General features: G+C 49.2%; 12 protein-coding genes and 1 CRISPR repeat array. Of the genes, 4 read left to right on the top strand and 8 right to left on the bottom strand.

Going from position 1 to position 12,820, the window contains the following annotated elements; translation table 11 throughout:
- Positions 1-177 precede the first annotated feature (177 nt).
- Together cas2 and csn2 are read left to right on the top strand one after the other, a co-directional pair.
- Positions 178-483, top strand: a complete 306-nt coding sequence (cas2, locus tag NGM66_RS04065; RefSeq protein WP_208907374.1) for a CRISPR-associated endonuclease Cas2 — start codon at positions 178-180, stop codon at positions 481-483.
- Positions 480-1,145: a type II-A CRISPR-associated protein Csn2 gene (csn2, locus tag NGM66_RS04060; protein WP_208907375.1), complete on the top strand. Its 666-nt coding sequence runs from the start codon at positions 480-482 to the stop codon at positions 1,143-1,145. The genes cas2 and csn2 overlap by 4 nt, the downstream gene beginning before the upstream one ends.
- 34 nt (positions 1,146-1,179) lie before the next feature.
- A CRISPR array of direct repeats spans positions 1,180-3,458; the repeat unit is 36 nt; unit sequence GCTTTAGAAGTTCTGTAAATCAGTAAGGTCAAGAAC.
- 122 nt (positions 3,459-3,580) lie between these two features.
- Here the strand turns inward: csn2 and NGM66_RS04055 are convergent.
- The 8 genes from NGM66_RS04055 to NGM66_RS04020 all read right to left on the bottom strand — a co-directional run bounded on the left by NGM66_RS04055 (position 3,581) and on the right by NGM66_RS04020 (position 10,992).
- Positions 3,581-4,240 (bottom strand): EAL domain-containing protein, encoded by a 660-nt coding sequence (locus tag NGM66_RS04055; protein ID WP_208907376.1) that lies wholly within the window; start codon positions 4,238-4,240, stop codon positions 3,581-3,583.
- A gap of 161 nt (positions 4,241-4,401) precedes the next feature.
- Positions 4,402-4,950: a GNAT family N-acetyltransferase gene (locus tag NGM66_RS04050; protein WP_208907377.1), complete on the bottom strand. Its 549-nt coding sequence runs from the start codon at positions 4,948-4,950 to the stop codon at positions 4,402-4,404.
- Positions 4,951-5,148: 198 nt separating this feature from the next.
- Positions 5,149-6,006 carry a zinc ribbon domain-containing protein gene (locus NGM66_RS04045; RefSeq protein ID WP_208907378.1) on the bottom strand — a complete coding sequence of 286 codons (858 nt, stop codon included), beginning with the start codon at positions 6,004-6,006 and terminating at the stop codon, positions 5,149-5,151.
- Between the two features lie 12 nt (positions 6,007-6,018).
- Positions 6,019-7,491: a zinc ribbon domain-containing protein gene (locus NGM66_RS04040; RefSeq protein WP_208907379.1), complete on the bottom strand. Its 1,473-nt coding sequence runs from the start codon at positions 7,489-7,491 to the stop codon at positions 6,019-6,021.
- Positions 7,488-7,946, bottom strand: coding sequence for a zinc ribbon domain-containing protein (locus NGM66_RS04035; RefSeq protein ID WP_208907380.1), 459 nt, complete (start codon positions 7,944-7,946; stop codon positions 7,488-7,490). Before NGM66_RS04035 ends, NGM66_RS04040 begins: the two co-directional genes overlap by 4 nt.
- A 17-nt stretch (positions 7,947-7,963) precedes the next feature.
- Positions 7,964-9,079 (bottom strand): TcaA second domain-containing protein, encoded by a 1,116-nt coding sequence (locus tag NGM66_RS04030; protein WP_208907381.1) that lies wholly within the window; start codon positions 9,077-9,079, stop codon positions 7,964-7,966.
- Positions 9,080-9,880: 801 nt separating this feature from the next.
- Positions 9,881-10,345 carry an NUDIX hydrolase gene (locus NGM66_RS04025; RefSeq protein WP_208907382.1) on the bottom strand — a complete coding sequence of 155 codons (465 nt, stop codon included), beginning with the start codon at positions 10,343-10,345 and terminating at the stop codon, positions 9,881-9,883.
- Between the two features lie 110 nt (positions 10,346-10,455).
- A complete protein-coding gene (locus NGM66_RS04020; RefSeq protein WP_208907383.1) occupies positions 10,456-10,992 on the bottom strand; it encodes a phenolic acid decarboxylase in 537 nt (178 codons plus the stop codon).
- A 166-nt stretch (positions 10,993-11,158) separates the two neighbouring features.
- Between NGM66_RS04020 and NGM66_RS04015 the strand changes: the two genes are divergently transcribed.
- Together NGM66_RS04015 and NGM66_RS04010 are read left to right on the top strand one after the other, a co-directional pair.
- Positions 11,159-11,695 carry a PadR family transcriptional regulator gene (locus NGM66_RS04015; RefSeq protein ID WP_208910946.1) on the top strand — a complete coding sequence of 179 codons (537 nt, stop codon included), beginning with the start codon at positions 11,159-11,161 and terminating at the stop codon, positions 11,693-11,695.
- Positions 11,696-11,960: 265 nt separating this feature from the next.
- Positions 11,961-12,743 carry a tyrosine-protein phosphatase gene (locus NGM66_RS04010; protein WP_208907384.1) on the top strand — a complete coding sequence of 261 codons (783 nt, stop codon included), beginning with the start codon at positions 11,961-11,963 and terminating at the stop codon, positions 12,741-12,743.
- The last annotated feature ends 77 nt before the right edge of the window (positions 12,744-12,820 follow it).

Raw genomic sequence — 12,820 nt, 5'->3', positions numbered from 1 at the left:
CTTGGTTTCGTCGCCATAGAAGTTACCGCAAATGCGGGCTTTTTGCATGCATTAGGACTTAAGCTTGTTATTCAATTTTTAAAATATTACATTACTAGCACTACGCGTTAAAGTATTTAAACGCAGAAATGGATCAGATTAGAATCGAGGTTGAAGTTCCCAATGAGGTATCAAATTATGCGATTAATGATTATGTTTGATTTACCAATGGTGAGTAGCGAGGATCGACGGAACTATAGACATTTTCGAAAGGCGTTGATTTCTGAAGGATTCTTTATGATGCAGTTTTCTGTCTACGTACGTGTTTGTGCTAATTCTAAGAATGCCAAAGCTGTTGAACAACGGATTGCGGCTATCACACCGAAAGAAGGGCTAGTGCAATCAGTCATGCTGACGGAGAAACAATACCAAGCCATGCATTTTATTTCGGGGGAACCCAACCGTGATATTATCAATTCAGCGGAAAGGACGATTATGATATGAACGTGACCTATTATAGTTTCCCACCGTTCTCTGTGCAGCCAGGAAAGATTACGGTGATTGATACCGGGTCACAGCGAATTTATCGTAACTTGACTGCCGGTGTTCAAGGAAAGGCGGACACAGTCAAGGTGAGCGATGACGATTTTGCATCGGTACCAGCCAAGATGGGTCCACAGTGGTTCGGGGACCCGATGTTGACGTTGAATTTGAACGATCTATTTCAGCGTAAGTTGCAGGCTCAACTCGTCAAACTGTTAGCTGATAACCAGACGGTAAAATTAGCCGATGGATTACGTGAGCTTCTATCACAAATGTTAGCGGATAGCTACTTAATGGACGTGCCAATGGAGTTACCAACAATTCCTGAGATTGCCAAGTTAGTGAAATTCAGTGGAATTCAGCTGGCACCTGACATCCAGGAAAATCCGTATGGTATAATCGAGACGTTAGTTAAGGTGCTTTTAGAGTTGCATGATCAACACATGATTGTTTTGACCAATGTTAGCCATTATCTTCAGGTCAGCCAGCTGAAAATGTTGGTGAGGTTTATGGCTAACGTTGATTTGCCGCTTCTTCTAATTGAATTTTCACCTATTCGTCGTAAAGACTACTTCGGGGGATGCGATTACCACTACATCGATAGCGATTTTGTCCTCTGGTAAGAATTTATGATGAGATATTAGTGTGAAAATAACGGCTTTAGAAGTTCTGTAAATCAGTAAGGTCAAGAACAGCTGGATGGCCAGCACTACGACGCCTATCGCTTTAGAAGTTCTGTAAATCAGTAAGGTCAAGAACTGAGACGACTAAACGTTTTCTGAAGTGGTTGCTTTAGAAGTTCTGTAAATCAGTAAGGTCAAGAACTTGTCCCAATCAATAGCAAGATTAATTTTAGCTTTAGAAGTTCTGTAAATCAGTAAGGTCAAGAACGGTGTTGTGGGACACCGAAGTCTTTAGAGTGCTTTAGAAGTTCTGTAAATCAGTAAGGTCAAGAACACAAACAGTGCTTGCAGTAGGCTTACAACGGCTTTAGAAGTTCTGTAAATCAGTAAGGTCAAGAACTCAACTCGTCAGATTTGTGCCATGATATACGCTTTAGAAGTTCTGTAAATCAGTAAGGTCAAGAACGCCAAGGGCTACTTGCGGTTAAACGGATGCGCTTTAGAAGTTCTGTAAATCAGTAAGGTCAAGAACTTAATCTCCTCTTTTTTGGGTTTAAGTATGGCTTTAGAAGTTCTGTAAATCAGTAAGGTCAAGAACTGTGGGATCACCATGGGAGTCCCACCAACCGCTTTAGAAGTTCTGTAAATCAGTAAGGTCAAGAACCAAAGAGCACTCGCAAGGACTTGGGAAAGCGCTTTAGAAGTTCTGTAAATCAGTAAGGTCAAGAACCCACGGGAACCGTTACTGGTGTGTGCGTCGGCTTTAGAAGTTCTGTAAATCAGTAAGGTCAAGAACCATCCCCATCATGATGGCCTTTCAGAAATGCTTTAGAAGTTCTGTAAATCAGTAAGGTCAAGAACACGCTGTTCGGAGAATCTGCGGGGATGTAAGCTTTAGAAGTTCTGTAAATCAGTAAGGTCAAGAACTAAGTCAAACTACACCGGGCGCCTGGCATCGCTTTAGAAGTTCTGTAAATCAGTAAGGTCAAGAACCAATGACCTGATTGACATCGACAATTACCTGCTTTAGAAGTTCTGTAAATCAGTAAGGTCAAGAACGGACAATTTAAGATATGTTAAGAATCATGAGCTTTAGAAGTTCTGTAAATCAGTAAGGTCAAGAACAAAAATATAAGACAAGAAATAAAGAGACTTGCTTTAGAAGTTCTGTAAATCAGTAAGGTCAAGAACGGGCCGTGGGTGGGACAAACTCACGGTTGCGCTTTAGAAGTTCTGTAAATCAGTAAGGTCAAGAACACTGGGTTTATGACTGTTACACTTTATGGCGCTTTAGAAGTTCTGTAAATCAGTAAGGTCAAGAACACCCGAGCCAAAACCAGTGCCTGGTTGGGGGCTTTAGAAGTTCTGTAAATCAGTAAGGTCAAGAACGCGGCGGTGTCGGCCATGCTTTTAAGTGGGGCTTTAGAAGTTCTGTAAATCAGTAAGGTCAAGAACCCGGCGGGCGTTGAGTACGATTTGGCGGGGGCTTTAGAAGTTCTGTAAATCAGTAAGGTCAAGAACGGGAGTTATTCTAGTACCATCGAAAGAATTGCTTTAGAAGTTCTGTAAATCAGTAAGGTCAAGAACGCCAAGTAATGCAAGACGCCCACATCGTTGGCTTTAGAAGTTCTGTAAATCAGTAAGGTCAAGAACAAGAAGAATTCAATCGCATGGGTGTTTCTGGCTTTAGAAGTTCTGTAAATCAGTAAGGTCAAGAACTTACGGGCGTAAGTCGCCTTTTGGTTCCCTGCTTTAGAAGTTCTGTAAATCAGTAAGGTCAAGAACCGATGCTTCAGTCTTTTAATCCACAGATGAGCTTTAGAAGTTCTGTAAATCAGTAAGGTCAAGAACCGCCGTATGGGCTTGCCCCTGTGCTGGCTAGCTTTAGAAGTTCTGTAAATCAGTAAGGTCAAGAACTAAAGTTAAACGATTCGTTTAGTTGGAAGGGCTTTAGAAGTTCTGTAAATCAGTAAGGTCAAGAACTCGGTTTTAAGCCGACGGAGGAAGACGTAGGCTTTAGAAGTTCTGTAAATCAGTAAGGTCAAGAACCGCAATGCCCGCAAGCACATGTATGGAGGTGCTTTAGAAGTTCTGTAAATCAGTAAGGTCAAGAACCATCCCCATCATGACGGCCTTTCAGCAATCGCTTTAGAAGTTCTGTAAATCAGTAAGGTCAAGAACCGCAGTAGTCAAACAGATTGACGAGCAGAAGCTTTAGAAGTTCTGTAAATCAATAAGGTCAAGAACTACTTGTGCACCCGCGGCATATGCTTTTCCGCTTTAGAAATTCTGTAAATCAGTAAGGTCAAGAGCTACTGCCCTGCAATTCCATAAGGGGCTGTGTTTTAAAAATTTTGCAAATCAATGAAGGTCATCGTCAAAAAAGGGAACGCCAGCCAAAGCCAGCGTTCCCTTTACCTATACCTAAAAATCAATTACCCAGCCGCATAAGGCACGGGTTTGCTATAGTAATACCCCTGCGTCATCCCGGCGTTGTACTGCTTGGCCAGGGCGACGTCGTTGGTATCTTCAATGCCCTCCAGCGTGAAGCCCAGCTGATACATGTCGGCAATTTTACGCCAGGCCTTTAAGCTTGGCAGCAATTCCTTTTGCCGGTGCTGCAGCCGGAAATTTTGCATGGCGAACTTGATGCTGTCCATGAAGGGCAGGACGTCTTGAATCTTGGGACCCCAGGGATTATCCGTCCCGACATCATCAAGACTCAACTTAATGTCAAATGACCGATACAACGCAACGAAGCGGTGGAGTTCTTCCAAGCTTGGCGCCTCAGTCAATTCGACAATCAGATTTAACTTTTTAATGGATTTTTTTAAGTGAATTAAGTGGCCAATCGTATGGATGTCTGAGAACTGCTGGCGATTTAAGTTCAGCGAGATCTCAGGATTGTCGGTGCGGTCCTTCAAGATGTTGGTGATTTCTTGATAGGACAACGACACCTGCTGGTCCATTGGAAGCGCGGTGAAATCAGTCGGGGTTACCCAGTAATCATGATGATATGAGCGCAGTAACAGCTCATAGCCAGCTAACTTCTGCGTTGCCACGTTCACTTGTGGCTGGACGAAAAATCGATACATTTAACAGAAAATCCCCTTTCCGGGTTAAACTCAGTTACTTACGGTACTGACCATTATACATCATCCTGGAATTATTTTATAGCCATAATGGTGTAGGACTTTAGTAATTATACCACCCATTCCCGTCTGGTCGTCCGCTAAATGAGTCTGCTTGGCCAAACTTAATGTGACACTTTGGCAGAACCAGCCGGCAAATTCAGCTCATAGGCGCGGCGGGCGTTGTCACCAGGCTCATCCACGTGAATGGTGCCGCGGTATTGGTAGCCCAGGCTGGTCGCGATGGCCTGCATCCGCTTGTTCATGTCGTGCGTGTCGATCCGAAAATTCCGAATGCCCGCTTGGTAGGCCTGGCTGATCAGGTTTGAGAAGAAGAAATGACTCAGATGATGCCCAGCAAAGTCAGCGCTCAAGGCGATCCGGTGAATCGTGGCGTAGGGGTCCGTAGTATTTTGCCAGCCGGCACCCGCGATTTCGTGGTAGTTCGGGTCGTCAGCAATCACCTGTGCGGCGGTTCCTGCCACCTGACCGTCAATCAGCAACAGCCAGCTACATTGGGCCATAATATCGCGGCGAATGGCCGCCTCGTCCGGATAGCCATCCTGCCACTGTGGACTCCCATCCGCGTGCAATAACGCCTTAGCGTTTGCAATGATCGGCATGATTGCCGGCACGTCAGCCATCGTTGCCCGTTTGATATAAATTAAACTCATGAATTGTCCGCCACCGTTTCGCTTAGAATAACCTCTAGGATACCACTAAACGTTAGTGGAGGGATAGTGATTGCGACGGTCACGGGTTGGGGAAGATGAACAATTATTTTGTAAAGCCATTTCGCGTACCGGTAAGGCGAACCACCACACCGTACAAAAAATCGGCCAGGCCGCAGCCTAACCGATTTGTCTGAATAGTTAAAGGGCGCTGTTGTACAGCGATTCGACGTAACTCGCAATCGAGCCGCCCACCAAGTTGGCCGCAATAAAGCCAAAGATGAAGAACGCCACGACCAAGGCCAATTCCGCCAGCAGGACCGTGTAGAACTTGTCCATCCGGGGCAGGGCCACGTCGTCGATGATAATGAAGATGAACGCCGCGCTGAGCAGGATGTTGGCGGGAACCAGGAATAACAGGAAGATGCTTAGGCTGGAGAAGTTTCCCGCACCCGTGATCATCCCGAGTAGGAACGTAATCAGATTGAAGATCAACAAGAGGTTGGTGACCCCAGCAAAGTGATTGAGGAATTCCCAGAAATTCTGCGTCTCACCGGTAATGATTCGCCGAAAGGCATAGCTAATGCCGACGTAGATGGCGTAGCCGATGATGATCAAGAAAAATAGGGTCAGCCCGGTCTTGAAAATGAGGCCGTTGACGTTGAGCACGCGGCTTAGTTCGGCGGCAGCATATTGATCCATCGAACGGATGGCCAGAGTCGTCAGCTTTTGGCTAAGGATGACCAACGTTAAGGAGAGCAGCAGGGCTTCGACCACCAAGGAGATCAGGCCGAAGAAACGGTTCGTGCCAGGGAGGGCCTGGCTAGGGTGCCGCAGTGTGGCGAAGTACCAGTTGAAGTAGTTCCCGGTAGCGCCAGTCGGTTTACCGGTGGGCGTTGTGGCTTGTGGGGCCGGTTGTGGCTGGGCCGTTGGCGTCGGTTCCGGTTGGACGGGGTCCGCAGTTGCGGCGCTCACGGCGTAGCCACATTTGGGGCAGAACTTGGCGTCTGGTTTTAGTTCATTGCCGCAGTGGGGGCAAAATTTAGATTGGTTGGTCATGGTATCGTCTCCTTAGTCTTCGTCTTCATGCCGGTCGTCGGTCTTGACGGCGTGCCCGTATTTCACGATTTCATAGCTCTGTGACGAGTCATCGTTGCCGGCTGGTTGAACGGTGGCGGTGTATTGGAAGTCTTGGACGTGATCGTAATCGTAGTTGGTCAGACCGAAGTCGTATTCCACGGTAAACGTGACGATGCTGGTGCCGTTGGGGCCGGGATTGACGGCGGACACGTGGGTATCCATGCCGATTGCGTCCAGGTCATCGTTGTCGTAATACCCTCTGGCCATCTTCTTGAGGTCGGTGTAGTACGCGTTGTTGGCGCCGTTGACAAAGAAATCAGACATCGGATCACCGTTATCGTCGGTCGCATCGTCGGTTCCGCCAAATCTGGCTAACCCGTCAGCCGCCTCAAACAGGTTACTGATCAAATCATCGGCGTCGCTCTGGTCCATCAGATCCTTGTAGTCCAAGTCGACGTAGCTGTCATCATCGCTCTTCTTCAGCTTGGTTGTCGGCGTCGTGGCCTTACCAATGTCAGAGGTGTAGGCTGCGTAGACCGCCATATCCGAAGACCACGGTTCGTTCTTCAACTGGTAAGACCCGCTACTATCGGCGGTTCCGAGCTTCTTACCATTGAGGTAAACGGTGGATCCGGGGACCGTGTCTAACTCCACGGTAATAGTCGTCAGTTGTAGGTCGTAAGTCTTGTTAGTCGTGATGTGATAATCGCTGCTATTGGTCAGATTGTGGCCGCCGATTCGGCCCTTGGATTGCAGGTGATACTCACCCGGCACCAGGGCGCTGAGCTTCTTGGTGTAGTTGTCGGTCGTGGCCGTCGCGATTTTGTGATTGTCCAGCGTGATGACGTTGCCCGTGTGATTGGTGGTCACAGTCGGGTAGACGGGGCTGACGCTGATTTGGTACTTGGGGAAGAATAAGAAATGCCGCCCGGTTTGTTCGTAGACGAAGTTGCCATCGCTGGAACGACCGCTGCTGGCGAGGTCGGCCTTTAATTTACTGAGGTCGCGCGCGTGATCGCTGTAGTAGCGGTTGATGGGTAGCAGCTTTTGCTTGTTGAGCGTCAAGTCGGTGCTGGCGCTGGTAAAGTCGGCCGTTAAATGTTGGCCGCTCTTGATGTCGTCGATGGTCCGGTTGAGCGTGGCCGTACGGGAATAATGGCTACTGCCCCAGGCAAAGCAGGCAATCAAAACCACGGCCAGACCGCCTAGGCCCCACCACAACCGTTTCTTTTTCTTGGACCACGGTTGGCGGACCCGTCGCGTTGGTTGTGCGGTCGGGGTAGCTGTCGTTTGCGTCGGGGTTGGCTGGGGCTGACCGGCCGCCTGTTTAGCCGCCTGCAGGTCGTACCCACAGTTGGGGCAGAAGGTGTCGGTCGCGGCGACGGGTTGACCACAGTTGGGGCAGAAATTAGCCTGGGCCCCGGGTTGCTCGTTGGCCGGTGCGTGAAAAGTCAGTGGCTTCATGGCCGCGCCTCCATTCTCGAGGAGGCATCCACAACCAGCGCTTCGCCGTACAGGCACAACTGGCTCGGTTGCATGGGTTCAGGTTGGATGGACACCCGCGTCACACCGGCATAGCCCTTGGCCAGCAGGAGCGCGTAAACGTGTTTGAACAAGTCCTCCCAGGCCGCCTTGGCGCCAGCACGCGGGGCAACGTCGCTTTCCGCAAAAATCAGACCGGCTGATCGGTAGCCAGCGGGGATCGTTTGGTCCGCCGTGATTTTAAAATTCTTGGTTTGGGCGACCTCATCGGGGGTCAGCTCTAGGTCAAATAAGGGGAAGGTCTGGTCCGCAGCGTGGGGAATCAGCGCGTACTCGTCAGCGGCAGACAGCGTCGTGCCACATTTCAAGCAGAAATTAGCGTCGGCCGCGTTCTGGTTACCACAGTTGGAACAGATCCGGTAGTAAGTTTGCTTCATGGGGAAACGTCCTTTCTTTAGTCGTCGGTATCGACAGTTTCAAATTTACCCGAATCCGAATTGTATTCGGACAAGATATCGTGGATGTCATCGTAGCGGTAGGTGCCGTAGTGGTCGCCGGTGTCCGCGTCGTACAGCTTGACTTCGGTCACGTCCGGGTGGGCCTCCGATTCCGTGTAGGTGTAATCATCTTCGCTATCAATATAATCATTATCATTCAGCTCATCGACCGCTATTTGGGCATTGGTCGACAGGTCGTCGTAACTATCGTAGTCGTTATCGCTATCGTCATCGTAATCGTCATCATCGTGGGTCGTGTTGTCCGTGACCTGGCCGTTGGTGGCGTCTCTGACGGTAGCCTCATCGTCGTTGGCGTTGGTCGTGTCATGGCCCTTACGGCTGGCCTGGGCGATCAGGTCCACGTGCTTGGCGACGTCGTTACTGGCAATCAGATTCGCCGACACCTTAGCGTGAGAGCGACTCCCACTGAGCTTAAAAGTGTAATGACCCGGGAACAGCGGCCCCGCCTTAAAGGTGTAGTGGTCGTTCTTCGAGGTCGTCAGGGCGTGACTGTTGGCCATGAGCGTCGCGTTGGCCACGTTGGTCGTCAAGACGGGATGCATGGTCGTGACCCGTAGTTTATAGATGGGGAAGACTAGCAGGCTGTGACCGGTCGTGACTAACGAGAAGGTGTGATCGCGCGTTTCACCCTTGGTCTGCAGGTCCGTCTTCATGGTCTTGACATAATTGGGATGCGACCGCGCGTAGGTCAACAGTGGCTGGACGGTATTGCCGGTAATCTTGAGATTGGGGTTATCGCTGACCAGGCGCTGGGCCAGATCATCACTCTGGTTATCGGTGATGTAGTCCGTGATCGTGGCAATCTGCTTTTCTTTACCGGCCTGCTTGTTGTAAAAGGAAAATCCCAGGACAATAACGGCAATCGCAGCAACGGCTAGCACGCACCAAACGCCGCGGCTGAGCCATTTCGACCGCTTACCCGGCTTAGACGACGTGTGGTGTCGTTGCCGCCGTTGTGGTTTAGCGGGGGCCTGGCTGAGGTCAAACCCACAGTGCTCACAAAACATGCTGTCTGCCGCAACTTTTTGATGACAGTTCGGACAAGTCTTCATTTGAAAGTTCACTCCTTAACGGGTGGGCGCGGGGTGACTATGTATGACATGAATAGGACTTGGTAAGAATACTTGGCGCCCACACCTAGATAGTTTCTTAAGTTTTTGCTACGTTTATTATTATACGCCAATCCGGGCTGAGTGGGTGGTTGGTTTTCACAAATGAGTTGACTCAAGGTTGCAAGTTTAAAAGTAGCTAAATTTATGGTGACACCAAGGTTTACAGGGATAAATTTAGTCTTTGAACGTACCTTGCTCTGTGCTGGCCGCCTTACCGTTCGCCAAATTTGGACTGTGACGCTGTGGGAAGGACCGGTCGAAGCCAAAGGGCGGTCTTCAACCTCGCTTCGAGCCGAAAGTCACGTCTCGAAGACGCCAGTTTCCAAGCAAATCACTTGAAAACTCCCACGGCTGAGTCCAAATTTAGCTCACTCACGGCTACGCGGGAGATCACCCACTAATGTAGCTGGACATTGCCATTTCAGCGATTTTCCTGTTAATTTTGTGGTTAACCACCGACGTAACCGGAGGCAGTCAGAGATGGAGGTCGCTGTGACAACGGTGTTAGCTGAGCGTTATCAGGTGTTTTTGTACTTGCAACCTTTAATGAGTTGATATTTGGCGAGTCGTCGTTAGATGGGGTGCGTGGATTTGAAAAAGTCTGCGCACGAAAAATGCGTCCGGGAGAAAATAGCCAGACGCATGAGTTGGGTTGTTAAATTGGCAGGGCCGTCAAGCAAAAACCGATGCCACCGGGTAACTGGTGTGCTAGGCCCTATCACAGTGATTGGCAAGCACGGATTAATCGTCTAATTGGTCAAAGTAAGCCTTGGCCGCGGCCAACATGTCAGCCGTCTGTTGGTTCAACAGCGGTGGCAACTGGTCAAGCGGAAAGTATTTCAAATCCAGAGTCTCGTCGGTCGCCTGGTCCAGTGTGTGGCCGCCGATGGGTTGGAGTAGGTAGAGTTGTGAAATGACCTGGGTAACGTCACCGTTGGGGTAGGTCGTGAAGCCCTGATCGAAGATACCCAGTGACTTCACGATTTTTACGTCGAGGCCAGCGTCTTCCTTGTATTCCCGGACCGCGGCTGCCGCGAAGGTCTCGCCGTATTCCAGGTAACCGCCGGGCAGACTCCAGTTGTGGGTGTCCGTCCGCAAGTTCAGTAACACTTCATGCCGGTCGTTGGCAACGATACCACCCGCCGCATTTAAAATAATGGGCTTGTGGCCGACCAATTCACGAATTTCTTTAATATAATTTGCCATCAGTCTATGACCTACCTTCCGAGAGAATTGTCCTCAGTATACCGCAAAGTGAGGGTGGCCAGGAACCCAAAAAGTCGTCCCGATTGTCTCGGTGGCGACTTTTTTAAGGCTTACTTATTGATTCGCTTGTAGTTGGCGTCGAAGTACTTACCGGCACGAATATCGTCTGGCAGGCTAGGGTAAGGCGCTTCACTGATGACGTCCTCGTTGTTTTGGCCAGCATCGCCCATGTAGGTGATCTTAGCAAATTCGGGAACGAGCAGCTTCGGGTAGGTATCGTACTTTTCCCGGGCGGCTTCCATCACGTCAATGTGTTCGTTTTGATAAGTGACCGTGATTTCGGGATGGTCTTGGACCCACTTGGGGAAGAAGATGGTCCCGTTTAATTTGCCTTCGTTGGGGACAAAGTCTAAGGCCACGTCGGTCCCAGTTGGTTCCGTCCAAGCCACCTTATAGATGCCTGGAACCAGCATGACGATGTTGGCTTCCTGATCGGTCACCCACCGGCCAGCGACCATGCCGCCGTGGATGCGGTAATCAACGGTGTGGTCGTTCTTCGCGTACCATTCGTATTCCCAGCCGTTATCGTAGGTGTAAATGAAGTGGGTGCCTAAGAAATCATCGAGCGTTTTGAATGTTTTAGTCATGTAAAAATCTCCTTCTATTCTGCAGTTGAACATGTAATTAATTACATGTTTTTATTTACTCGATTACTATAACGGCTGGGCAGTTGATTGTCAACGATTTTCCTTGATGTTTTTCGTGGGAACTGGTTCAATTGAGTCAGGACAATACGAAAGGGGGCTGGTGATCATCGGCCAGCGTAATCGATTGCAATACATTATTTTAGGCCTCTTGAATCAGCGCCCGCAGACCGGCTACGACCTGGCCAAGGCATTTGAAAATGAGATTGGTGAGTTCTGGCAGGCACAGCACAGCCAAATTTACCCGATGCTCAAACGGATGGAAACGGCCGGCGACATCACCCACGAGGACACGATTGCCGGGGAAAAACTGGCCAAAAAGCGGTACTCCTTAACGCCCGCCGGTCACGAAAAATTGGTAGCCTGGGTCAGCGAACCCTCACCGGAATTAGCGGCAAGCAAGGATGAGTTTATTTTAAAACTCTACTTTATTAAATCGGCCGATGACCCGCGGCTCCAGCCGATGCTGCAGGAGCAAGCGGTCTTGCACCGTACGCAGCTGGCCCATCTGCAGCAGCGACGCCAAACGGTCTTTCCCGACCAGGCCGCCGTTGATCAAGCATACGGTCACTACCTGATCTTGGACCACGCCATCGGTCGCGAACAGTACTACGTCGATTGGTTAAATCAATTGTTAGAGCGTTAAATAGTCAGTCAATCTAAGTGAGGTGACTGGCTTTTTTACTACATTTGGAATGGCACCTAAAACTATCGGTCGGCTTAGGGGGAACCGTTTTAATTAAACTGTTAGGAATCGATTGAAGCAATTTGTTGGAGTGCGCACAAATCCTCCAGTATAAAAATATTAATAATACCCACAATAATTAATACGTAAAATTTACAAGAATCTTGCGTGAATTTTACATCGGCTTGGTAAATTGAACTTACACAGAAAGGGGATATCAATTTCTATGAAAGTTCGTGCCATGTTAGCTTCAATCAGTTGCTCATTAGTTTTACTTGGTGTGGGGGTTGCACCTGCACAAGCAGCCACGACCCAAGCAGACGCGGCTTTACAGCCAGCAATTTCGAAGAAGGTCAATGCACCCATTAAGTTAAAGGGTGCGGAAAATGTCCGTGACCTGGGTGGGTACAAGACCAAGACCGGTCAACGCGTGAAGAAGGACCGGTTATTACGGAGTGATTCACTGGATAAATTGACGAAGGCTGACACCAAGAAATTGGCTAAGAAGTACCATGTCAAAGAGGTCTTTGACTTAAGAACCAAGTCACAGATTGCAGAAAAGCCAGACGTGAAGATTGCTGGTGCCAAGTACTTAGGGTCATCTATCTTGGGAACCAAGTCCAACTACGATAACGATGACGAGGGCATGTACCGGGATATGGCCAACAAGCCAGCCGCAAAGAAGAGCTACCACAAGTTCTTAGTGGCTGCGGCCAAGAATAAGAAGGGCGCACTGTTATTCCACTGCTCCCACGGAATGGACCGGACGGGAACGTCAGCTGCCATTCTCTACACGATCCTCGGCGTTAGCAAGAAGGATATTCAACGGGATTACTTACTGTCCAACACACAACTGAACGTGACGTGGGCCAAGCCAGACCTGTTGAACTTGTTCTACAGCGAAGTAAAGGGTCATTACGGTTCCATGAACAACTACATTAAGAAGGGCTTAAAGATTACGCCAGCCCAAATCAAGCAGATCAAGGCCAACTACCTGACGAAGGCATAAGTCCCTTGAATCGCTACTAATAAGACCAACATGGCAGTCCGCTTTCTCAGGTAATTTGAGAAAGCGGACTGCCTTTT

The organism is Levilactobacillus yiduensis (genome assembly GCF_024718525.1).
In the GTDB taxonomy this organism is placed as follows: domain Bacteria; phylum Bacillota; class Bacilli; order Lactobacillales; family Lactobacillaceae; genus Levilactobacillus; species Levilactobacillus yiduensis.
This window is presented reverse-complemented; position numbering and strand designations above follow the sequence as displayed.